The 24,159-nt window shown below is 48.0% G+C and carries 18 protein-coding genes; 11 read left to right on the top strand and 7 right to left on the bottom strand.

Going from position 1 to position 24,159, the window contains the following annotated elements:
- The first annotated feature begins 329 nt into the window (after positions 1–329).
- From QWZ05_RS09685 to phoU, 4 genes are read left to right on the top strand one after another with little or no spacing between them, the layout of a single operon-like run.
- The gene (locus tag QWZ05_RS09685; RefSeq protein ID WP_290298180.1) at positions 330–2,519 is read left to right on the top strand and encodes an ABC transporter permease subunit; all 2,190 of its coding nucleotides are present in this window, start codon (positions 330–332) and stop codon (positions 2,517–2,519) included.
- A 19-nt stretch (positions 2,520–2,538) separates the two neighbouring features.
- Entirely contained in the window at positions 2,539–4,194 is a 1,656-nt protein-coding gene (gene pstA, locus QWZ05_RS09680; RefSeq protein WP_264874894.1) for a phosphate ABC transporter permease PstA, read from the top strand.
- Positions 4,195–4,216: 22 nt separating this feature from the next.
- On the top strand, positions 4,217–5,035 hold the full coding sequence (gene pstB, locus QWZ05_RS09675) for a phosphate ABC transporter ATP-binding protein PstB (protein ID WP_264874895.1): 819 nt from the start codon (positions 4,217–4,219) through the stop codon (positions 5,033–5,035).
- Between the two features lie 23 nt (positions 5,036–5,058).
- Complete coding sequence (gene phoU / locus QWZ05_RS09670) at positions 5,059–5,763, top strand: phosphate signaling complex protein PhoU (protein WP_264874896.1); 705 nt, start codon at positions 5,059–5,061, stop codon at positions 5,761–5,763.
- A gap of 2 nt (positions 5,764–5,765) precedes the next feature.
- Here phoU and QWZ05_RS09665 read toward each other — a convergent pair whose 3' ends face one another.
- Positions 5,766–6,506 (bottom strand): copper homeostasis protein CutC, encoded by a 741-nt coding sequence (locus tag QWZ05_RS09665; protein ID WP_290298179.1) that lies wholly within the window; start codon positions 6,504–6,506, stop codon positions 5,766–5,768.
- An 88-nt stretch (positions 6,507–6,594) separates the two neighbouring features.
- Positions 6,595–6,891: a YebG family protein gene (locus QWZ05_RS09660; RefSeq protein WP_264874898.1), complete on the bottom strand. Its 297-nt coding sequence runs from the start codon at positions 6,889–6,891 to the stop codon at positions 6,595–6,597.
- Positions 6,892–7,141: 250 nt separating this feature from the next.
- Here QWZ05_RS09660 and recC point away from each other — a divergent pair, with 250 nt between their 5' ends.
- The 3 genes from recC to recD all read left to right on the top strand — a co-directional run bounded on the left by recC (position 7,142) and on the right by recD (position 16,539).
- On the top strand, positions 7,142–10,594 hold the full coding sequence (gene recC, locus QWZ05_RS09655; RefSeq protein WP_290298177.1) for an exodeoxyribonuclease V subunit gamma: 3,453 nt from the start codon (positions 7,142–7,144) through the stop codon (positions 10,592–10,594).
- Between the two features lie 258 nt (positions 10,595–10,852).
- Positions 10,853–14,449, top strand: coding sequence for an exodeoxyribonuclease V subunit beta (gene recB, locus QWZ05_RS09650; RefSeq protein WP_290298175.1), 3,597 nt, complete (start codon positions 10,853–10,855; stop codon positions 14,447–14,449).
- Positions 14,449–16,539 carry an exodeoxyribonuclease V subunit alpha gene (gene recD, locus QWZ05_RS09645; protein ID WP_290298174.1) on the top strand — a complete coding sequence of 697 codons (2,091 nt, stop codon included), beginning with the start codon at positions 14,449–14,451 and terminating at the stop codon, positions 16,537–16,539. The genes recB and recD overlap by 1 nt, the downstream gene beginning before the upstream one ends.
- A 73-nt stretch (positions 16,540–16,612) precedes the next feature.
- Here recD and QWZ05_RS09640 read toward each other — a convergent pair whose 3' ends face one another.
- Both QWZ05_RS09640 and argA read right to left on the bottom strand, forming a co-directional pair.
- On the bottom strand, positions 16,613–16,792 hold the full coding sequence (locus QWZ05_RS09640; RefSeq protein ID WP_264874902.1) for a hypothetical protein: 180 nt from the start codon (positions 16,790–16,792) through the stop codon (positions 16,613–16,615).
- A 198-nt stretch (positions 16,793–16,990) separates the two neighbouring features.
- Positions 16,991–18,319, bottom strand: coding sequence for an amino-acid N-acetyltransferase (gene argA / locus QWZ05_RS09635; RefSeq protein WP_264874903.1), 1,329 nt, complete (start codon positions 18,317–18,319; stop codon positions 16,991–16,993).
- Positions 18,320–18,490: 171 nt separating this feature from the next.
- Here argA and QWZ05_RS09630 point away from each other — a divergent pair, with 171 nt between their 5' ends.
- From QWZ05_RS09630 to csdE, 4 genes are all read left to right on the top strand, one after another.
- On the top strand, positions 18,491–18,895 hold the full coding sequence (locus QWZ05_RS09630) for a DUF2850 domain-containing protein (RefSeq protein WP_264874904.1): 405 nt from the start codon (positions 18,491–18,493) through the stop codon (positions 18,893–18,895).
- 10 nt (positions 18,896–18,905) lie between these two features.
- Positions 18,906–20,012: a murein transglycosylase A gene (gene mltA / locus QWZ05_RS09625; RefSeq protein ID WP_373875498.1), complete on the top strand. Its 1,107-nt coding sequence runs from the start codon at positions 18,906–18,908 to the stop codon at positions 20,010–20,012.
- Between the two features lie 83 nt (positions 20,013–20,095).
- Positions 20,096–20,905 (top strand): tRNA cyclic N6-threonylcarbamoyladenosine(37) synthase TcdA, encoded by an 810-nt coding sequence (gene tcdA, locus QWZ05_RS09620; protein ID WP_290298171.1) that lies wholly within the window; start codon positions 20,096–20,098, stop codon positions 20,903–20,905.
- A 10-nt stretch (positions 20,906–20,915) separates the two neighbouring features.
- Complete coding sequence (csdE, locus tag QWZ05_RS09615) at positions 20,916–21,341, top strand: cysteine desulfurase sulfur acceptor subunit CsdE (protein ID WP_264874907.1); 426 nt, start codon at positions 20,916–20,918, stop codon at positions 21,339–21,341.
- 84 nt (positions 21,342–21,425) lie between these two features.
- On the opposite strand, the gene QWZ05_RS09610 is transcribed toward csdE, so the two are convergent.
- The 3 genes from QWZ05_RS09610 to panE are packed head-to-tail and all read right to left on the bottom strand — an operon-like array spanning position 21,426 to position 24,132.
- A complete protein-coding gene (locus QWZ05_RS09610; protein WP_290298169.1) occupies positions 21,426–22,634 on the bottom strand; it encodes an aminotransferase class V-fold PLP-dependent enzyme in 1,209 nt (402 codons plus the stop codon).
- Positions 22,627–23,235 carry a DJ-1 family glyoxalase III gene (locus QWZ05_RS09605; protein WP_264874909.1) on the bottom strand — a complete coding sequence of 203 codons (609 nt, stop codon included), beginning with the start codon at positions 23,233–23,235 and terminating at the stop codon, positions 22,627–22,629. Before QWZ05_RS09605 ends, QWZ05_RS09610 begins: the two co-directional genes overlap by 8 nt.
- A gap of 3 nt (positions 23,236–23,238) precedes the next feature.
- Positions 23,239–24,132, bottom strand: coding sequence for a 2-dehydropantoate 2-reductase (gene panE / locus QWZ05_RS09600; protein WP_290298166.1), 894 nt, complete (start codon positions 24,130–24,132; stop codon positions 23,239–23,241).
- Positions 24,133–24,159 lie beyond the last annotated feature (27 nt).

The raw sequence follows: 24,159 nt of genomic DNA, 5'->3' as shown, positions 1-24,159 counted from the left end.
TATTCTTGTTGATATGCCCTAGCGTCTTTCTCGGGGTGAGACGAGCCTGAAGTCGTGAGGGACTCTATGTTTTTTTTATGACATTTCTATTTCATTTCGTGTGATAATTAGTGGTTCACAATAAATATCGTTTAAAATATTAATAAATCCCACTTTTTATACGAAATTAATGCAAATTTTTCGCTCTGTTTAAACAAGATGTCTTAATTTATCAGTATAGAGTATGGGTTGGGGCAGGTAGGTTTTTCAGTGCTTTAACGGTTGATGTCATATTAGTGTCACCTAAATGACATAGTCTTCATAGCTTTAATCAGGGTTGAGTGATAGAGATGGCAAAAGCAAGCTTTTCATTGCGAGAACGCGATACTAAACGAGCGATCAAAGATCGTTTGTTTCGCGCAGCTGTGTCTATTGGTGGCAATGGCGTGTTGGCGGGTTTGGTGCTGATTTTTGTTTACCTGGCTATCGTTGTACTGCCGCTCTTTTCGGATGCAGAAATAGAAACGGGTTACCAGCAACACCGTATCTCAACCCCTTATCCCGTTTTAATGGGTGTCGATGACCAAGGTGAGCAGATTTATGTTTTATCAGAGCAGGGGCAGCTCGATTATTGGTTTTTGAATCAACCTTCAATTGAACCTAACTATCAATTCTCTCTATTTGACGAACCAAAGCAGATTGTCACTCAAACAGGTGCGGATCGCTGGTTTGCAACAGCGAGTGAGCAAGGCGATATTCGTCTTTATCGCCCGCAGTTTGCTTCGATTTATGATGATAACCAACAAACACTCGCCGCAAGTGTTGAGCAGATTACACCGGAAGGTCGGTTAGCGTTAAACGGGACAACACTAGAAAGCTTTACCTTCGGCTACAGTAGAGAACACCTTTCACTTGCTGGCCTGCTCGATGATGGACGCATTCTACTTCGTTGGGGAACAACCGGTGAGATGTCCTATCAACAAGTTCTTTCTGGTCATTTCCATAACGCACAGCAACTCCTGTTGACTTCTGATGGTATGCGACTGTTCGTGCGCACTGACTCAGAGCTCGTGGTTTTGGTTCGTCAAGACAATCACTACACGGTGCGTGAAGTGGTTGATCTCTCTCTTGGTGATGAGAAGCATATCGCGACAGACATGACTTTTCTTGCGGGTGCATTTTCTCTACTGATAACTCATCAGGATGGGGCGGTATCTCAGTGGTTTGAAGTCATTGACGAGGAACGCCGACAGTTGGCGCTTATTCGTCAGTTCAAGCTGGCCTCAGAGTTGGAGTTGCTACTCCCCGATACATACAGAAAGGGTTTTTACAGCTTCTATCGCAACGGTACGCTGCAAAGTCACTACACCACCAGTGAAAAACTGGTGTTGTTTGAGCGCGCCTATCAACAAGCGCCTGAGTTGGTCGCAATGTCGAACAACGAAAAGTTCGTAGTGGCTTATCACGATGGGGCTATTGATGTCGCCCATGTAAAGAACCCTCACCCAGAAATTTCATTCTCGTCGTTGTGGAAAGAGGTGTGGTACGAAAGCTACCCTGAGCCAGCATACGTGTGGCAAACCACAGCGGGCAGCGACAACTTCGAGCCTAAATTTAGTTTATCGCCAATCGTGTTTGGCACCTTAAAGGCAGCCGCCTTTGCGATGCTATTTGCGGTGCCGATTGCGGTACTTGGGGCAATCTATACGGCTTACTTTATGTCACCGCAAATGCGCCAGTTCGTAAAGCCATCGGTGGAGCTAATGGAAGCCTTTCCAACCGTGATCATTGGCTTTCTGGCAGGGCTGTGGTTTGCGCCAGTGGTGGAAACTTACCTTCCTGCGGTTATCGCACTGCTGATCTTTTTACCGATATCGACGGTGTTGGTGGGCGGTCTGTGGCACTGTTTACCGCGTAAGGTTCTCGATGATATGCCGAACGGTTGGCATGCCCTTATCTTAATGCCTGTAATTATTGCCATTGTGGTTGCTCTCATTTGGCTGAGCGGCGATATAGAGATGTGGCTGTTTGAAGGCGATGTGCGCAGAGTACTGGCAGATTACGGGATCAGTTACGATCAACGTAATGCTCTTGTCGTAGGTTTTGCGATGGGCTTTGCTGTGATTCCGACAATTTTCACGATTGCAGAAGATGCTATTTTCTCTGTGCCGAAACACCTATCAGATGGCTCGTTAGCTCTCGGGGCTACGCCATGGCAAACCTTGGTATATGTGGTATTGCTCACTGCAAGCCCGGGGATCTTCTCTGCGATTATGATGGGGCTGGGGCGCGCAGTTGGAGAGACCATGATTGTTTTGATGGCTACGGGTAACACCCCAGTGATGGATTGGAATATTTTTGAAGGCATGAAAACCCTTGCGGCCACGATCGCCGTGGAGATGCCTGAATCTGACGTGGCTAGCTCACACTACCGAATTTTATTCTTGGCGGCACTATTGCTGCTGCTATTTACTTTTGCAGTGAACTCGCTTGCTGAATGGGTACGTTTACGATTACGAGAGAAATATCGCGCGCTATGATGAAGAAGGTTTGGGAACAATGAAGCTAGGTACTCGCTGGTTTAAGTCTGGCGCGCCGTGGATATGGCTAACTGGTGGCGCGGTTAGTATCAGCCTGCTCTCCGTTCTAGGCTTATTGTTACTGATCGGCTGGAAAGGCCTCTCCTATTTTTGGCCTACAGAACTGACGATGTGGACGACCCATGACGGTACGCAGATTGTCGGGCAGTTGTACGCCGATGAAAAAGTGCCGGTGAGTTACCTGCAAGAGATGCTCCCTGATGTGCCGGAGCAAATTCAGGATAATACCCTAATTCGCCGCTTCAATATCAAGGTGGCGAATCGCGACTTATATGGTTCAGATTTTGTTTCTTTCTTAGAAACAGACATCGCTGAAACAAGCTTACCATTGGATTGGGCGGTGATAGAGCGTAGCCGCAACGGTGACTTTTTTGGTCGCCCAATCGCATACCGTCAGGCTACGGGCGAGGTGATTGATTCACCATACGAAGAGCTACCTAAAGGCTTGGCCTATGCACAGAGCTTACGCGATGAAATTAATCGTATTCTTTCGACCGAAATTCGTATTATCAGCCGCTCAATGGATAGGCTAAAACATGAGTACCGCAAGCGAGAGCTGAATGACAATCTAACCGAGCTCTACCTAGACTCTTATCGTGCTCGAAATCAAACCCTGACTGTCCAACTTCGTGTGGCAGAGGAGCAGCTGGATGGGCTTCGAGGGTTGCTCGATAGAGAGGCGTTGATCGTTGAAGATATGTTCGGCACTCGCAGTGAGATCCCACTCAGTCAAATTTATGATATTTGGTTTCCAAACCAAATGACGGTGACTGAGAAAGTCTCCCACTGGTTTGCAGAAGTCTGGAAGTTTTTATCGGAAAACCCGCGTGAGTCTAACTCTGAGGGTGGGGTGTTTCCTGCGATCTTCGGTACCGTATTATTGGTCATGATCATGGCTGTGTTGGTGACACCGCTAGGTGTTATCGCTGCGATTTATCTTCATGAATATGCTGAAAACAATTGGCTGACAAGGCTCACGCGTGTTGCGGTGATTAACCTTGCGGGTGTGCCTTCGATTGTATACGGTGTGTTTGGCTTAGGCTTTTTTGTATATACCCTTGGCGGTAGTATTGATAGCCTGTTTTACTCAGAGCGCTTGCCTGCTCCTACCTTTGGTACACCCGGTTTGTTATGGTCTTCTCTGACTTTAGCTATTTTGACCTTGCCAGTGGTGATCGTTGCCACTGAAGAAGGCTTGTCTCGGATACCAAAATCGGTGCGAGATGGCTCATTTGCGCTGGGGGCAACCCAGTCAGAAACCTTGATGAGAATTGTGTTGCCGATGGCGACGCCAGCGATGATCACCGGGCTTATCCTTGCGGTGGCAAGAGCTGCGGGTGAGGTTGCCCCTTTAATGCTGGTTGGCGTGGTAAAACTCGCTTCTAGTTTACCTGTTGATGGCGAATTCCCGTATTTGCATCTTGATAGAAAGTTTATGCATTTAGGCTTTCATATCTATGATTTAGGTTTTCAAACCACCAATATTGAAGCGGCAAGACCACTAGTATTCGCGACCTCTTTTCTGTTGGTATTAGTCATTGTTGCTCTGAATTTAACCGCGATTAGAATTCGTAATAACCTACGCGAAAAGTACCGAACCCTAGGGCAAGATTAACGATGTTTGTAGTGAGAAAAATATGTTTTCAGTAAGCCAAGCGCTTGGCTATGCGCCACCACTTGATGTAAACAACCTCCGTGATGATCAAACAGCCATTGCGATTGAGGATCTCAATCTTCACTACAAAAACGTGAAGGCATTGGATGGAATCTCGATGCGAATTCCAAAGGGACAAGTGACCGCATTTATCGGCCCATCAGGGTGTGGTAAATCAACACTACTGCGCTGTATCAACCGTATGAATGACTTAGTGGATGGTTGCTCTATTCAAGGTAAGGTGAGTCTGCACGGTAAAAATGTCTACGATACCGATGTCGATGTCCCTACGTTGCGCCGCCGAGTCGGCATGGTGTTTCAACGTCCGAATCCGTTTCCTAAATCCATCTACGAGAATGTGGTTTACGGTTTGCGCCTACAAGGTATTCGCAATAGTCGTTTGCTGGATGATGCGGTGGAGCGATCGCTGCGAGCCGCTGCGCTATGGGATGAAGTAAAGCATCGACTTGATGACAATGCCTTTGGCTTATCTGGCGGTCAGCAACAACGCCTGGTGATTGCGCGTGCGATTGCCATCGAGCCAGAAGTTCTGCTGCTTGATGAGCCGACCTCTGCACTAGACCCAATCTCAACCCTCACGATTGAAGAGTTGATAACGGATCTAAAAAATCAATATACAGTTGTGATGGTTACTCATAATATGCAGCAAGCGGCTCGAGTGAGTGACCACACCGCCTTTATCCATATGGGGAACTTGGTGGAGTACTCCGATACAGATTCTATCTTCACGTCACCAGTGAAGAAGCAAACAGAAGACTACATCACAGGCCGTTACGGCTAATACGATAAGGACACGATATTTAAATGAACTTTGGTCGCCATATTTCTGGGCAGTTTAACGTAGAGCTCGAATCGATCCGTACTCATGTTCTCGCGATGGGAGGGTTGGTAGAGCAGCAGCTCTCGTTTGCCCTGCAAGCATTGAACAAGGAAGATATCGACCTAGCGCGAAAAGTTGTCAAAGATGACCATAAAGTGAATGTGATGGAGATGTCCATCGATGAAGCGTGCACGCGAATTATCGCAAAGCGTCAGCCGACAGCGAAAGATCTACGCTTAATCATGGCCATCATCAAGACCATCAGTGACCTTGAGCGTATCGGTGATGTCGCGACAAAAATTGCCTACGTTGCGATTGAAACACCATCTTCTAAGCAGCGCCAATATCATGTTTCTCTCGAACCGCTGTGCCGATTAGCCATCGATATGCTGCATCAAGCCTTAGATGCGTTCGCTCGCATGGATGTAGATTCTGCAGCGCAGGTACATAAGATGGACGATAAGATCGACGCCGAGTGTAAATCGGTGATTACGCAATTAACCAAGCTGATGATGGAGTACCCCAAAGATATTCCATCGATGCTGCAGATCATGACGTCAGCCAGTGCCATCGAGCGTGTCGGGGATCGCTGTCAAAACATCTGTGAATACATCGTTTACTTCGTGCTTGGCAAAGACGTACGCCACCTTGAAGATGATGATTTAGGTCGCGCACTTAACGATATTTAGCTCTATTTAGATAGCACGCTGACCACCGCTCGAATCGCCTCTGGGTTAGTAATCGGTAAGACAAAATCATCAACCTCTGCGCTGCCCATTTGAGCGGTGTTGGCAATGAACGTCATTTGGCTTGGACGCGTTGTTTTTCCCGAGAGGTGAACCTCAGTGACGTTTGTTCGCGTCACTATCTCTGCTGCATTGTCAGCATTGACGCCTGCACCTGCCATGATACTGATTCGGCCTTGGGCTTGTTTTACAAGAGCGTGAAGCTGAACAATCCCCTCTTGTGCGGTAAGCGCTTGGCCAGAGGTAAGTACTCGCTCACAGCCGAGTTCAATAATTTGCTCTAGTGCCAATGGCATATCAGCACACTGATCGATGGCACGATGAAACGTCACACCGAGTTTTAAATCATGTGCTTTGCGCACCAAAGTTTGCATCGCTGCTAAATCGACATGACCATCGGCCGTGAGGACCCCTGTCACTATGCCTTGTAGACCAGCTTGCGCCGCCGCTTCAATATCTAGACACATCAGTTCTATATCTTGCGCATCGCACAGAAAGTCTCCCTGACGCGGGCGAATCATGGCATACACCGGAATGGCGCTTAGCTTTGCGGCTTGGCACATCAACCCGTAACTCGGTGTCAATCCACCAAGCTCGAGTGACGAGCACAATTCAATACGATTCGCTCCGCCTTGAATGGCGAGAGGGAGTGACTCTAGATGGTCGATACAGACTTCAACTTGCATGATATTCTCAGTAAAAACAGGCACAAAAAAAGAGCATAGAAACGCCTTCTATGCTCTCATATTCTTCTTATCAAAAATGTGACGTCAATTAAGCGGCATCTTCTGCTTTTGGCTCTTCAACGACTTCAACAGGCTTCGCCTTCTTTGGTGCTGGCTTACGCTTAGCGCCTAGTGCATAAAGCACTTCTTCTTTGTTTTGAGCTAGGAACATCGCAAGGTCTTCTTGTTTGCCTTCGTCTTCCATCAGTTCACTCTTACCTAGCAGCGAAAATAGCTCATCGGCCATATCCAGCATTTTGTCATAAGCGTCCGCTTCGGCTTTAGAGGTAAAAGTCATCTTTTCTTCTCCGTTGCGTTCCACCACGTACTTAACGATTACAGCCATGGTTAATCCTCTAATCTAATCTTTAAAAATAACTGGCTTTTTATACAGTTTTCAGGGAATAAAGTCCAGTTGTCGAATGAGAGATGGGATCAAACGCTCATTGATTAGTCGTATCAATCTGTTTTTCTAGAATCAATAATTCAGTGAGTGTTTTAACGGCCAATATGCTTTTTTGCTCGATAGATCATGCTGATAAATAGCAGCTGTGCTAATCTCGTTGACATCACAGATACAGCTTAATGAGTCGCCCTTGTTTACGGTTTATCACTCCAATCAAATTGATGTTCTAAAAACGTTGCTGGTCGAGTTAATCAAACGTGACCCGCTAGAAAATCCACTTGAATCTGAACAAATCTTGGTGCAAAGCCCAGGTATGTCACAGTGGTTGAAAATGGCCCTAGCAGAAGAGCTTGGTATTGCCGCAAACCTTGAGTTTCCGCTCCCAGCGACTTTTATCTGGAAGATGTTCACTTACGTTTTACCGGATGTGCCTGAGCGAAGCTTCTTCAATAAAGAGGCGATGGTATGGAAGCTGATGACTTTGCTACCAGAGCAACTTGATAAACCTGAGTTTGCACCGCTAAAACAATATTTGAGTGATGATGAGCAGCAGATCAAACGTTATCAATTGGCGGAAAAGATAGCCGATATTTTTGATGGCTACTTAGTGTATCGACCTGAATGGATAGCGAGTTGGGAAGCGGGACAAGCGGTGGCTGAAATCGAGGGTGAGCACGAGTGGCAGCCTATTCTTTGGCAAGCGCTCTATGACTACACCGTTGAGCTCGAACAGTCACCTTATCACCGTGCCAATCTGTATGAGCACTTTATTGATACGCTGCAATCGTATCAGGGCAGCTTTGATAAGCTGCCTAAAAGGCTGTTTATTTTTGGTATCTCATCACTCCCACCGCGCTATCTTGATGCGCTCAAGGCGTTAGGTGAGCACATTGATGTTCACCTGATGTTCACCAACCCTTGCCAATACTACTGGGGCGAGGTGCGCGATAAACGTTTTATTGCCAAGTTGGCGGCCAAGCATCGACAGCATTTGGTGCTTAATCAACAGCACAGTGAGATTGATGGTGAAACGCCGCAGCTAAAAGGCTCAATTGAACAGAACACCCTTGATGAACTGCACACGGATGCGGTGGGTAATAGCTTGCTCGCGTCGATGGGTAAGCTGGGGCGTGATAATTTGTATCTCTTATCTCAACTCGAATCGAATGAGATTGAGGCGTTTGTGGATGTTGAGCGTGATACGTTATTGCACCATCTGCAAGCGGATATTCTGAATCTTGAAGAGCATCAAGATGACACTATTTTAGATTCAAGTCTGCACAAGCAAACCGTCAATTCAAATGACAAATCGGTGACGGTGCATGTTTGTCATAGTGCGATGCGTGAAGTGGAAGTGCTGCACGATCAGCTATTGGCGATGTTTGAGCGCCAGCCAGACTTGAAACCTCGCGATATCATCGTCATGGTGGCAGATATTAATGCCTACAGCCCGGCCATTCAGGCTGTGTTTGGCAATGCAAGTGCTGACCGATACATTCCGTTTTCTATCTCAGATAGAACGGCAGATAAAGAGAGCCCAATTCTCAACGCGTTTAGCTATTTGCTGTCGTTGCCTGAATCGCGCTGTACTGCATCTGAACTGTTAGAGCTGTTGGAAACCCCTGCGATAATGCGTAACTTTGGTCTCGACTACAGTGATTTTCAGCAAGCCAAGCGCTGGGTTGAAGCCTCGGGTATTCGCTGGGGGCTTTCACCAGAGACGGCGACGGAGTTTGACCTTCCCCAAGGGGAGCAGAACACGTGGCAGTTTGGTATTGAGCGGATGCTCTTGGGTTATGCCATGAGCGGTGAAGGGCAACTGTTTGAGTCTGGCGTTGGCACCATCGCCCCTTACAATGAGGTGCAGGGGTTATCCGCCGAGTTAGCCGGTAAGCTCGCACACTATATCGATAGCATTCGCCATTTCCGCGCGCACCTGAGTCAAAGCCAGTCGGTTGCTGATTGGCAACACCATCTTGGAGAGCTGCTTGATGCCTTCTTTGCGCCAGAGTTAGAAGAAGAGGTCGCGCTGCACAGCATTCGTCATACCTTCGGTCAGCTCTCTCAGCAGTTGGTGGATGCCGGTTATCAAGCGCCGCTTGAGCCGATTATTATTCGTCAGTATCTTGAAAATAAGCTCTCGGGTAGCCGTGTCTCTCAGCGATTCTTAGCGGGGCAGGTAAACTTCTGTACCCTAATGCCGATGCGTTCTATCCCATTCAAAACCGTGTGTTTGTTGGGAATGAATGATGGTGCTTATCCTCGCAATGTTGCACCTGAAGGGTTTGATTTGATGAACGGTCGCGTTAAGCCAGGCGATCGCTCACGTCGTGATGATGATCGATACCTGTTCTTAGAGGCGATGCTCTCTGCGCAAGATACTCTGTATATCAGCTATATTGGTCGTTCAATTCAAGATAATACAGAGCGTGTGCCTTCAGTACTGGTCAGTGAGTTGATGGAATATTGTCAGCAAAACTACTGCCTTGAAGGGCAGCAAGAGCTGGATGTCGATCGTTCAGGGAATCAGTTACTCGAAGCCTTGATTCACCATTACCCAATGGTGCCGTTTAGTCGCAACGCCTTTGAGCTTGGGAGTTATGCGCGAGAGTGGCTACCCGTAGCAAATAGAGACCAAGAAAACTTGGTGCAAAAGGGTCAGTCAGTGAGTGATTATTGGCTGGATGTGACCTTCCCATATGAGCTTGATTTGGTTGAACTGCAGCGTTTTTGGCGCTTGCCGGTGCAGTACTTCTTTACTCGCCGTTTGAAGGTGATGTTTGATGAGCTGGATAACCCACTGCTCGATGATGAGCCATTTGTCCTCGATGGGCTCCAGAGCTTCCAGATGAAATCAGAATTGCTTTCGGTGCTACTTGAGACAGAGCCATCTCAAGCCGCTCAGGCTGTGAGTCAGTTTGTTGCTAACAAGCGCGCAGAAGGTGCTCTCCCTGTTGGAGCATTTGGCGAGCTGGAGTTTGAGAGCAATCGAGTGCAAATCGAGGCGCTACAAGAGGAGCTGCAACACTATTGCTCCGCGCCGCTTGACGATATTGAAGTGCGGGTAACACTCACTGCATTGGGCGAGCAAAAACCAATAGAGTTAGTCGGTTGGCTTCAGCAGCACTATCAGTCTGGGCTAGTGCGCTATCGTGTAGGCCGGATTCGTTCACAAGATATGTTGTCCGCTTGGATAGACCATTTATGTTTGCACGCGATGGGGCATAGCAAGCCGACGCATCTTATTGGCTATGACCGCAAAGAGGGCGTGGTGCATTGGGTTATCCCAGCACTTGCTCAACAGCAGAGTCAGTCGCTACTCAATGAACTTGTTCGCCTGTTCTCACAAGGGGTGAATCAACCATTGCCTTATTTACCTGTCACCGCACTCGCCGCAGTCGAAGCGGGTTTCTCTCGTGGCAACTGGGCCGAAGATGATGAAAAATCACTGAAAAAAATGGCGGATGCGTTTCAGGGTGGTTACATGAGCACGGGTGAAGGTGAGAACGAATACATTGCACGGGTTTGGCCGCAATGGGAAGACGACCTGGCGAATCAGGTGTTAAGCCTAAGTCGCTTAGTGATTCAGGCGCCCCGCTTGGCACTCAAAACAATTGAAGACTATCGCAGCGAAGAAAGCTAAGTGGTAGGGCGGCCGTCAGCATATCGTTATTTTATATAGGGTATTTGCTGACGGCCATAGGTCAGAGGGACCTAATCTCGGTAGGAACGTGTGTTGTGATGAATTCCAATGCGCGCATAGTAGCCATTCGATATCAGGGATACCGTGAGAGAGATCCCACGGAATTTCAAAGATTTAGTAATTTATTTTATGTATTCGGTTTTTATAGGTTGGATCACAGTTTGATCTGCCGTAATAACGGGTTACAAGGGATTTAATATGACCAATGCGGTGCAAGGTGTGACACCACTTCAAGCTATGACATTTCCACTTCATGGCGCACGCTTAATAGAGGCTTCGGCAGGTACAGGCAAAACCTTTACCATCGCGGGCTTATATCTACGATTGATATTGGGCCATGGCGATGATCAAACTCGTCATCAAAAGCCTTTGACCGTCGACCAGATTTTGGTAGTGACCTTTACTGAAGCGGCCACGGCGGAGCTTAGAGATCGTATTCGTGCAAGAATACATGATGCTCGATTAGCGTTCAGTCGCGGTGTGAGTGATGATCCGGTTATTGAGCCGCTTCTTGATGAAGTATCTGATCATGCCTCTGCAGTCGCCTTGTTATTGCAAGCCGAGCGTCAAATGGATGAAGCAGCGGTGTACACCATTCACGGCTTTTGTCAGCGCATGCTGACTCAAAATGCCTTTGAATCAGGCAGTCGCTTTAACAATGAGTTTGTCACTGATGAAGGCATGCTCAAAGCCCAAGTGGTGGCGGATTATTGGCGTACTCAGTTTTACGGCTTGCCTTTACCATTGGCTCAGCAGGTGCGACTGCTATGGTCTGACCCCAGCGCTTTGCTAGCGGATATCGGCCGTTACCTAAGTGGTGCGCCACTCAAATTGACTGTTGAGCCGATGACGGGCAGTTTAGATGACCTGCACCAGAAAAATATCGAACAGATTCAGGCTCTCAAGCAAACTTGGCAAGCTGGCCAACAAGACTATCAAGCCTTGATAGAGGGCTCAGGTGTGAATAAGCGCAGCTATACGAAAAAATCGCTGCCGACGTGGCTTGCGGTCATCGATGCTTGGGCTGCCAACCCAACCACAGATTATTCCTACCCAGACCAATTAGAGAAGTTCTCACAGCAAGTGCTTGATGAGAAATCACCGAAAGGCAACCCACCACAACATGCGACCTTTGCGGCCATAGATGAATTCCTGTCTGCGCCAGTCAGCCTGAAAGCACCGATATTGGCGCATGCTATTGGTGTGTGTCGTGACAAATTACAACAAGCGAAACATCGCAAGCAATGGCTATCGTTTGATGATCTATTGACGCAGCTTTCCGCCTCGATGGATGTCGATGAGGAAGGGCGACTTGGGGCTCGCATTCGCGAACTGTACCCGATAGCCATGATTGATGAGTTTCAAGATACCGACCCGCTGCAATACAGTATTTTTGGCCGAATCTATCTAGATAACCCAGAGTGTGGCTTATTTATGATTGGCGACCCTAAGCAAGCAATTTATGGCTTTCGCGGCGCCGATATCTTTACCTATATCAAGGCGAGAAATCAGGTCACTGCCCACTACACATTGGGCACAAACTGGCGCTCAAGTGCAGAGATGGTGCAGTCTGTTAACCAGATTTTTGAACTGCCGGATAGTCCGTTTATCTATGACGATGACATCCCCTTTCTGTCAGTCAATTACAGCCCGAATGCGGACAAGCGTCACTGGACTCTAGAAGGAGAGAAGCAGCCTGCTTTGATCTATTGGCAACAAGAGACAGAAGAGAAACCCGTGTCTAAAGGTGAGTATCTTGATGTCATGGCCAGTGCCACAGCCAGCGAGGTGCAAAAGATTCTCACCGCTTCTGATTATGGGCAAGCAGAGCTCATCAGTGGCGATAAACATCATGCTATACAAGCGGGTGATGTTGCGGTGCTGGTGCGCACTGGTGCTGAAGGGCAGCGTATTCAGCAGGCACTGGCAGAGCAGGGGATAGCCAGTGTCTACCTGTCGAATCGAGACAGTGTGTTTAGTAGTGCGGTTGCCATGGATATCTTGCGCCTACTCACAGCCGTGCTTGTGCCTGATGATGAGCGTAAAGTGAAAGCCGCACTCTCTTCACGCCTATTTGATCTGCCTATCGCTTATCTTGAGCAACTGAATGAAGATGAGAACGAGTGGGAAGCGGTACTGATTGAGTTTAAAGAGTATCAGCAGCAGTGGTTTACCCGTGGTGTCTTGCCGATGTTGCGTGCCGTATTAGCCAATCGTCACCTTGCAGAGCGTTGGCTGCATAGTGATAGTGAACGCCAACTGACGGATTTCATGCACTTAAGTGAACTGTTGCAAAATGCGGGTGCAGAACTCGATAGTCATCAAGCGCTTGTGCGTTGGTTAAGTCAAGCGATCAGTGATGCGCAGCAAGGCGTTAATGGTGGCGATGACGCGATTCAGCGTTTGGAGTCAGAGCGTAATCTTGTACAGATCGTCACCATTCACAAGTCGAAAGGCTTGGAGTATGACTTAGTGTTCCTGCCGTTTGTTTTTGCCGCTCGTGAAGCGAGTGAGGCCAAATACTATGACGCGGAGCAAGACTCGACCGTACTCGACATTCTTGCTCAAGATGAAACCTTAGCGCTTGCCGATAAAGAGCGATTAGCTGAGGACTTACGCCTCATCTATGTGGCGCTGACGCGCGCTGTTTATGCTTGTTATATTGGCGCGGCACCACTGCGTAATGGTCGCTCTACTAAAGAGCCGACTGGGGTGCACAAAAGCGCCATGGGGTATTTGCTGCAAAACGGTCAGCAGGGTGGGATTCAAGATCTTGCAAATGCGATTGCCCAGCAAACTCAGCTGAATTTTGTCTTTGAGTCATCACCGCCAGAGTGTGGCACAGATAAATACCTGCCCCCTGCGACACTTCAAGAGCCAGTGTCAGCGCAAACACTGACGGCGCAGATTGACCGCCAGTGGCGCATGACCAGTTACTCTAGCTTGGTAAAACAAGGCTCGCATGGGCATAAAGAGGTGCTGATGGAAATCGGTACTTTTGATGTTGATTCGGCTGATGAGACTCAGCAAGACGATGAAGAACAGGTGTTGTCGATTTTCAACTTTCCACGCGGTGCTCAGCCCGGTACGTTTCTCCATGCATTATTTGAAGAGGTTGAATACACCCTTCCAGCCACAGAGCCAAGTAACACGGAGATCATCCTGGAATTGATGAAGCAGTCATCGATTGATGAACAGTGGTTGCCTGTGCTGCAAACGATGGTGGACACCGTATTGGCAACCCCTTTGGATGGAGAAACTCTGCGCCTATGCGATACTCTATCAAGCCAAAGATTGGTGGAGATGGAGTTTATGTTGCCAATCAAACTGCTCTCGGCACCACAACTGAATCGCGTGATCAAACAGCACGATACTTTGTCGGCTCGTGCAGGTGAACTTGGTTTTCAAACGGTGCAAGGTATGCTCAAAGGTTTCATCGATTTAGTCTTTGAACACCAGGGCAAATATTATGTGTTGGACTGGAAGTCGAACCACCTTGGTGATCATATAGAAGACTATCACCGAGCCGCATTAGAGAACTCAATGGCGGATCATCGCTATGACCTGCAATACCAAATCTACTCTCTGGCACTGCATCGCTTTTTGAGCAGCCGCATCTCCAACTATGATTATGAGTCGCATTTTGGTGGGGTTTTCTATGTGTTTTTACGTGGTGTCGATGGGCAGAGTGATAACGGTATTTTCTCAGCGAGGCCAAGTTTAGAGATGCTTAACGATTTAAATGACCTGATTGATAACAACCTTGAATTCACTTCATTTGAGGAGAACTCATAATGGAGACAAGAACATTTGAGCAATGGGCACACTGGTTGTTGAATAAAGGCTTTATTCGTCAACTTGATTTTCAATTTGCCACGCTCTTGCGTCGTCATGGCGCGACTGAGCCGCTTGTTTTGTTGGCGGCCATAACCAGTGGGGAATTGGGTAAAGGTCATATCTGCCTTTCTGTTGCCGCAGATAATAATGGTCAAGAGTGGGCTGATCGCCTCGGATTATATGGCGAAAATGCTGCGGCGTTTGTCAGTGCTATCGATGCTGTCGCTTGGTTAGAAGAGTTACAGGTAAGCCAATTGGTTGCGCAAACCGAAGAAAGCAGTGTGCCATTGGTCTTTGATGCTGGGCTGCTTTATCTCCAGCGTTATTGGCATTATGAGCATCGACTGGCGCAGCGATTAAAATCACTCGCTACCGTGGTGTCGTTAGAGCGTAGTGAACAAGCGTTTTTACGCAAAGAACTGGATCATCTTTTCTATCGCCAATATGGCTATCTACTCTCTGCTCTCGAACACGCGCGTAAAGGCAGCAATAACACGCAGAACCATCGCCAGATGTTGGCTTATGATCATCTGGATATTGTCGATGGCGATGAGCTCGACTGGTCAGCGATAGATGCCGTGCTGGCGAACGCGCGCAGTGTGAAAGATCTTTCCAAGCTCGATAGTTTAGTGCCATTAGAACACTGTGTGAGCTGGCAGAAAGTTGCAGCCTCTGCAGCGCTAACTCGCCGCTTTACCGTTATTTCTGGCGGACCGGGAACGGGAAAAACCACCACAGTGACCAAACTATTGACTGTGCTGTTACAACAAGCTGCACAACGCGGAGAAACGCCAACCATTAAGCTGGTGGCTCCGACAGGTAAAGCCGCTGCGCGTTTAACCGAGTCTATTGGTGGGGCTGTCCAAGAGCTGCCAATTGACCCAGAGCTAAAAAAGAAGATCCCGACTGATGCCAGTACGATACACCGTCTATTGGGTGCGATTCCCAATAGCGTGGAGTTTCGTCACAACAGGCACAACCCGTTGCACCTTGATATCTTAGTCGTGGATGAGGCTTCAATGGTAGATTTGCCGATGATGTACCGCTTAACCGAAGCTTTACCCGAGCAGGCTCGATTGATTTTGCTTGGGGACAAAGACCAGCTGTCTTCTGTCGAAGCGGGTGCTGTGCTGGGGGATATCTTCTCTTACTATGCCCAAGGATACAGTGAAACACAGGCAGGAACGCTCTCAGACCTAACAGGTTTTACCACGATTAAGCAGGACGCGAAAGGGCCGGTCAGTTTTGCTGATTGTTTGTGTATGCTACAAAAAAGCTATCGCTTTGATGCGCGCTCAGGGATTGGTCAGCTAGCTAAAGCGATCAATTCGGGTAACAAGCAGAGCGTTGCGAAAGTTTGGGGTAGTGGATTTAATGATATAGAACACTTCCCGCTCAGTGCGGATAACTACACGCAAATGCTCACAACCCTCACTCAGGAGTACGCTCGCTACCTTGATATGATTGAGCGTGATGGTATGAGCGAATCCATGGAGCAAAAAGCGCAAGCGATATTGCGTCAGTTTGGCCAGTGTCGACTGCTGTGTGCGGTTCGAGAGGGAGACTTTGGTGTACAAGGTTTAAATGAGCGCATTGAGCGTAGCCTAAATCAAAAAGGTTTAATCAATAAGCGTGAAGAGCTTTGGTATGCAGGGCGTCCAGTGATGGTTACTCGCAATGATGCGAGCAGTGGCTTGTTCAATGGCGACATTGGCGTTTGCCTTCCTGTATTAGAAGGAGAGAGAGTGCGACTGAAGGTGTTTTTTGAAATGCCGGATGGCACCGTTAAGGCGATTTTGCCGAGCCGAGTACCAGAGCATGAGACCGCTTTTGCTATGACGATTCATAAATCTCAAGGCAGTGAGTTCGCGTTTACCTTAATGATCTTGCCACCCGATTTTAGTCCGATACTAACACGAGAGCTGATCTACACTGGGGTCACCCGCGCGAAATCTCGTTTGGCACTGTTTGCCGATGAGTCGGTGATGAATCGTGGCATTCAAACCCGAACTGAGCGACACAGTGGGTTGATCGCTCGTCTTAAATAGGAAAAGGGCGAAATAGCGTGAGTCAAACTCATGTGCTATTTCACCCTTTTGAACGACAGCAAGCAAGGTGTCGTTAATCGAATGCTTCGGTGAAGGTGATGGTACGAATATGGTACTTCACCTGATAATTCATAATGAACGTTTTCAGGCCGTCAGAAACAGGAAAAACACAATGGACCTCTTTTCCTTTTAGCAGTTGATTGTCTGCCATATCCCAAAAGCTCTGTAGTGAGTTACAAATAATGGTTTTCATAAATTGCTCTTAGTGGGTGTACTGAAAAGCAATCCTTGCAGTTGAGCGAACAAGCGCTGATATGAACCTTTATTCACTTCAATGTGACTTAGTGCAAATAATAGACACTTTGCTCTAAGAAATAAAGAACAAATTTTAATCTAAACGTTTACATTGATCTTATGAATGAGAAAAAACGCTCAAGCGCTTGTTACTATTTCAAATAGACAGTGCCAACACTTTGGATTTGCGCTGATAGTTGTAGAGGTTCTGTTTTTCAATCGGCAGTTGGTTAACACTCATCTCAATAAAGCCCTGCTCTCTGAACCAGTGCAAACTGTGGGTGGTTAACACGAAAATCTGTTCAATGCTGGCTTGTCTGGCTTCATTACGCATATGGTTTAGCAACAAAAGACCACGGTTGCCATCACGATACTCCGGATGAATCGCCATACACGCCATTTCTGCCATCTGATCATTGAGATAAGGGTATAGCGCCGCACAGCCGATGACCAAGCCATCTTTCTCTACGATGGTGAACTGGTGAATTTCACGCTCAAGCTGCTCTCTCGAACGGCGTACCAAGATACCTTGCTCCTCTAGGGGCCGAATAAGGTCCATAATGCCACCAATATCGTTTATTTGAGCGTGGCGCACCTGTTCTGCACTCTCCATCACCACTTGAGTGCCTATCCCATCAATAGAAAAGAGCTCTTGGATCAGGGCGCCATCCTCTTTGTAGCTAACGAGATGCGAGCGCGGCACACCCGCGCGGCAGGCGGTGATAGCGGCTTTTAAAAAGCGAGTTGAGCCGGTAGAGCGGTGAGGATCATCCGTAAGATATTGAGAGAGGTAGTGTTCGGCTTGGGTAGGAAACAGCTCTGCGATCGCATTGCCATGCTCATCGATGATCCCTTGCTCTGAACATAGACCAATCAGCTTATCCGCTTTTAATCGAGTGGCAACTTGCGTAGCGACTTCTTCTGAGAGTAAGTTAAAACTTTCACCGGTCACCGAGCTTGCTACTGGTCCAAGCAGAACAATAGAGCCTTGATCAAGCATACGGTTGATACCCTCAATATCGATACGGCGAACTTTTCCGCTGTGGCAATAATCAACGCCATCATCCACCCCAAGGGGTTGTGCAATGACAAAGTTGCCGCTAACGACATTCAACTGTGTGCCGGCCATGGGGGTATTGTTCAGGCTCAGCGAGAGTTGAGCTGTAATGGCTAACTGCAACTGCCCCGAAGCCTGCATAACAGGGCCAAGCGCATGCTCATCAGTAACACGAATACCTTTATGGTAAGGAGTCTCCATCTTGAGGCGCTGGAGAATCGAGTTGATCTGTGGGCGGCAGCCATGCACGAGAACTATCCTAACCCCTAAGCTGTGTAGCAGGGCAAGATCACTGATAATATTGGTGAAATTCTTATCGGCAACAGCCTCGCCCCCCATCATAAACACCATGGTTTTACCGCGGTGGGCATTAACATAGGGGGTGGATTGGCGAAATCCTTTAACTAGTGCAGTATTGCGAATTTTCACTGCGACGCTCCTTGTGAATATTTATGTTTTAATATTGCGTATATATTCCAGATTGCGCAAGTCTTTTCTTGTTTGTGGCGCAATGTCATAGATTTACCATTGGCTATCTCTATTTGTATGGTCGGTTTTGCGTATAATTGACGATTCGAGTGGATAAATAGTGGTACAAATATGAGTGATGAGAAGGCGGCAAAACGCAAAGCGCTTGAACGGATATTAATTGCGTTTGCGATCGTCACGTCCCTGATTGCTGCGGGCTTATATCTTGACCTCTATGGGCGACTTCAAGAGTCGAAGTATCCCAAGGAAACGGTATATGGAACTTGGGTTGAGCTGGAGGTGGCGGATCATGTGCAAGACCGCTTTGTCCTCAATGACATTGGTGTAACAAGGCACGGGCGTGTGGTCGCGACAGACTTTGTGTTTACTGGCCGTCATCTAGAGTTTATGGAGGGGGATCAAAAGGTACGCTATCGGATGCTAAATATGGAAGATACCGAAATGATTCTAGAATCAGATGCTCTCTATACTCCAACTTACAGAAATATTGAGCGCTATAACAGTGAGCTCAGATAAGGAAATGAATTTGAATAAACGACTCGTTTTTGCCCTTTCAGCGCTCGCATTGGCAGGCTGTGCGCAAAGCCCAGACAGTGGGCTCGCTCAGCAATACGTTGATGGAGAGTTTGGAACGATCTTAAATCGTGTAGACCAAGTCCGTTCAGACAGTACTCGTGATTACAGCAAGTTTGCCGCGCAAGCCGAGCAAGTGGTTGTGAACTCACCATCAATGGCGAAAAACTACGAGGGATTGTATCAATTGCTAAATGATTGGGTGCTGCAGTCAGGCGATCCTCTCGAATTGGCGAGCTATGGCGTACAAGCCGCGCAATTAGGAGGTGGTGACTCTCAAGGTAACGTCTTATTCACGGGCTACTTTTCGCCTGTCATGGAGCTGCGTCATGAGGCTAATGAAGAGTTTAAATACCCAGTGTATAGTAAGCCAGACTGTGACACTAACTGCCCAACTCGCGCGGAAATCTATGCTGGAGCGTTAGAAGGCCTTGGTTTAGAGCTAGGTTATGCTAATAATCAGATCGATCCGTTTATCATGGAAGTGCAGGGCAGTGGCTTTGTTCATTTTCAAGACGACGACACCTTGGAGTATTTCGCCTACGGTGGTAAAAACAATCGCGCTTACGTGAGTATTGGCCGTGTTCTTATTGAGCGTGGTGAGGTTGCTCGAGAAGATATGTCGTTAAAAGCGATCAAAGATTGGGTGCTGGAGAATGAACAGGATGTAGTGCAAGAGCTGCTTGAGCAGAACCCATCATTTGTCTTTTTTACCCCGAGAGATTCTGCGCCAGTAACGGGCACTGCTGGCATCCCGTTGATGCCGATGGCGTCGGTTGCTGGCGATCGCAGTATATTGCCGATGGGCACGCCAATTCTTGCAGAAGTACCGCTGCTTAACCCAGATGGCAGTTGGAGTGGGGTGCATCAACTACGATTGTTGATTGTGTTAGACACGGGTGGTGCAGTGAAGCAAAACCATCTAGATTTGTATCATGGCATGGGGGCTCGCGCTGGTACGGAAGCTGGTCACTATAAGCACTTTGGTCGAGTGTGGAAGTTAGGGTTAGAAAACTCCCCAACTCAGTCGCCATGGGCATTACCGCCTGAAAAGCTCTAGCGAAATAGTTAGGGTCTAGACATTTGCTATAAGAGTGCGTATAAATCGCACTCTTTCTTTTTCTGCTTGTGATAGGAACCGATATGCGCACTCTCGATGCACCTGCTTCAGACAATTACAATCAACGCTTTGGTGGTACTCGACGTTTGTACGGCAATAGTGAGGTGGAAATCTTACGTGCTGCGCACGTGTGTGTGATTGGTATTGGTGGCGTTGGCTCTTGGGCAGCAGAGGCACTGGCTCGTACCGGTATCGGTGAGATTACTCTGATTGATATGGATGACGTTTGCGTGACGAACATCAACCGTCAAATTCATGCGATGTCGGGCACAGTTGGGCAAAGCAAGATTGAGGTGATGGCTGACCGTATCAAGTTGATTAACCCAGAGTGCAAAATCAATTTGATCGATGACTTTATCACGCCAGACAATCAGCACGAGTATCTGTCAAAAGACTACGATTATGTGTTAGACGCGATCGACAGTGTGAAAGCTAAAGCGGCGCTATTAGCTTATTGCCGCAGCAATAAAATTAAAGTGATCACTACAGGTGGCGCTGGCGGCCAAGTCGACCCGACTCAAATTAAAGTGGCTGACTTGACCAAAACGATTCAAGACCCTCTAGCCAAGAAGATCAAAGATACGCTGCGTCGTCACCATAACTTCCCGACCAACCCAGCACGTAAGTTTGGTATTGAGTGTGTGTTCTCAACAGAGCAGCTAAAATATCCTCAACCGGATGGCAGTGTGTGTGGCGTAAAATCAACCGCAGAAGGGCCAAAACGCATGGACTGTGCAAGTGGTTTTGGCGCTGCAACCGTGGTAACCGCCACCTTTGGTTTTGTCGCCGTGGCACGTATCGTAGAAAAACTGATTCAGAAATACAGCAAATAAGAGCTTAGCTATGATTGAATTCCCACAAACGCCTTTCGGCACACAAATTACTGCACAAGACGTAGTAGAGACCATGCAACAGTTTAAAGGCTGGGAAGATCGCTATCGTCAGGTAATTCAGTGGGGGAAAAAGCTTCCTAAGATGCCGGATGAGCTGAAATCCGAGCAGGTGACAGTAGCAGGCTGTGAAAGTCAGGTGTGGTTAGTCAGTCGCAAAGAGGGCGAACAGTGGCGTTTCTGTGCCGACTCTGATGCTCGCATTGTCAGAGGCTTAATTGCCCTTGTGATGGCAGCTTATGATGGCAAGTCAACGCAAGAAATTAATGACTTTGATATTGATGCTTACTTTGAACAATTGGGTTTAATTGATCATTTGAGCCCATCGCGTGGTAATGGGTTGAAGGCGATTGTGGAGCAGATAAAAAGCGTCAAATAAGGATTGAGGCAGAAGGAAAAAGGATTGAAACTGCTTCAACCTTCAACCTTCAACCTTCAACCTTCAACCTTCAACCTTCAACCTTCAAAGCATATCCACCGCTTTCTCAATAGCAGTAATTAACTGCTGCACATCTTCTTCGGTGTTATACACCGCCAGCGAAATACGCACCGTTCCTTTGACATTTAAGGCATCCATGAGTGGATGGGCACAATGGTGCCCGGCGCGTACAGCGATACCTTGTTGGTCGAGTAGTGTGGCGATGTCCTGATGGTGCACACCGTCCATAATGAAGGTGATGACGGATGCACCGGGTTGGTAGCCGAGTACCTTAATATCTTCTATTTCACTTAGAGCTTGATAAACCTTGTCTTGCAGGTGGTGAATGTGCTTTTCTACCCGGTCTAGCTCTAGAGAACGATACCACTTGATAGCCTCTGCAAGGGCTAAAGCACCAGCGACGTTTGGCGTGCCTGCCTCAAACTTGCCAGGCAGTTGTGAAAAGGTCGTGCGCTCAAAAGAGACCCGTTCGACCATCTTGCCACCGCCGTGCCAAGGAGGCATTGCTTCAAGTAGCTCCAATTTGCCATAGAGAACGCCGATGCCAGCTGGCGCAAATAGCTTGTGACCAGAAAATACATAGAAGTCGGCATCGAGTGTCGACATATCCAATTGCTCATGCACAATGCCTTGCGCGCCATCGATCACTACCTTGGCACCAACGCGATGCGCCTTGGCGATGATCGTCTCAATCGGTTGGCGTGTGCCGGTGACATTGGTGATCTGCGCAACGGCAACCAGCTTGGTTTTGTGGCTAAGTCGTGCGTCAAAGGCTGCCATATCTAATTGGCAGTCATCCGTCATTGGGATTTTGACCAGCTTGGCACCGGTTTGCTCAGCAACGATTTGCCAAGGCACAATATTGGCGTGATGCTCCATCTCGCCTACGAGAATTTCATCTCCCGCCATTAAGTTGCTGCGCGCGTATGTTTGTGCGATTAAGTTCAGCGCCTCAGTCGCGCCTCGAGTCCAAATAATCTCTTTACTCTGCGCACCAATAAACTGAGCTACGGTATCTCGCGCCGCTTCAAATTGGCTGGTGGCATTTGCCGTCAGGCTATGGCTACCACGGTGTACGTTGGCGTTCTGTAGTGAATAGTAGTGGCTAATCACGTCGATGACGCACTGCGGTTTTTGTGTTGTTGCCGCGCTATCAAGGTAGATCAATGGCTGCTGATTAACACTTTGACGCAGTGCAGGGAACTGACCGCGAATCGCATCAATATCAAGCATCGCCGTCTTCACCTAGTTTGTTGTAGTGTAGGTTAGGCACCGGCACCATAGGTTCTGCCACAGTCCACGCGTGCGCTTTACCTGATAGGTGAATGATGATTTCCATTGCAAATTCAAGAGCAGTACCCGGCCCTTGGCTGGTCATTACATTGTGGTTCACGTCATAAGTGACACGCTTAACACGCCAGTTTTTCTCTGGAATGTGCGGCTGAAAACTTGGGTGACAGGTCATTAATGCCTCAGGGTAGAGGTTATGGTGTTGAAGCACTAGTGCGGGTGCAGCGCAAATGGCCGCGACTAACTTACCTTCATACATTTGCTGACGAACAATTTCGACTAACACCGTGCTATCGCGAAACACCTCAGAGCCACCAACGCCGCCGGGTAGAATCACTGCATCAAATTCATCATCGGCTATATCGACTAGAGTGCAATCGGCGGTAAGAGTAATACCACGCGAGCCTTTCATGGTTAACGCACCATCAAAGTCAGCGGTTGCTGTGACCACATCGTAGCCAGCACGAATCATGATGTCGATGATGGTGATGGCCTCCATCTCTTCAGTGCCAGGGGCTATTGGGACGAGGACTTTTTTGCTCATGGGTTATTTCTCTTGTTCAAAGGTCTGCTCCAGACGCTGGATATCATTGTACAGCGCTTGATTATACGGTAACTCTAGCTGATGTGCGCGGGCTCGCGAGAGTAAATAGCCAGTAATAAAGTCAATTTCACTGCGTCTGTGGTGTGCAATATCTTGCTGCATCGATGAGAGGTTATTTGCTGTTAGGCGTACCACGTCATCCACTTTATTTTGCAGTTCCGCTAAATCGATACATATGCCTTCCGCTTGCATGACTAGGTGTACTTCTTTAACCACATTGCACAGATGTGAATAGTACTCGTCGTCTGCAAGACGCCCATTGGGTATAGAATACTTTGCCGTTAATGGGTTGATTGCACAGTTAATCGCCAGCTTATTCCATAGGGCTTGTTCAATATCCTCGCACCACGTTACGTCAGACAGCGAGTGCTGCAACACCTCGGCTAAAAACGAGCACCGTCTGCCTGATGTATTAATTCCGCCGAGGTGGGTAACGCCTACGCCTGTGTGATTGAAGGCATGATTCGCCACTCGAAGCGCTCCATGTGTTGTAGTCGCAAGCAGGAGCGGGTTATTAGGTAGGGTTTGTTGCAGCCAATTAGCGGTGCCCATACCGTTGTGCATCAACATCACCATGCTATCGTGATGAATATGGCTAACCAACGGACGCAGCGCTTCCTCTACTTGCCACGCTTTGACGGTGAGCAGTATCAGGTCTGCGTTTTGCAGTTCTGAAACTTGGTTATAGGCCAAAGCGACGGGTGGATTTTGATCGAGTTGGATACTGGCTTTAGATAAGTTTTCTCGCCCCCATAAGGAGACTTGATGGCCATGGTGTGCCAAATGATATGCCCACAAGCAGCCAATGGCACCGGGACCGACAATTGTAATATTCACAGCAAGAGAGGAGTTGGAGTATTTGCT

It is taken from the genome of Vibrio agarivorans (assembly GCF_030409635.1).
Taxonomy (GTDB): Bacteria; Pseudomonadota; Gammaproteobacteria; order Enterobacterales; family Vibrionaceae; genus Vibrio; species Vibrio agarivorans.
The sequence above is the reverse complement of the archived record's forward strand: the minus strand, read 5'-3'. Positions and strand labels throughout refer to the sequence as shown.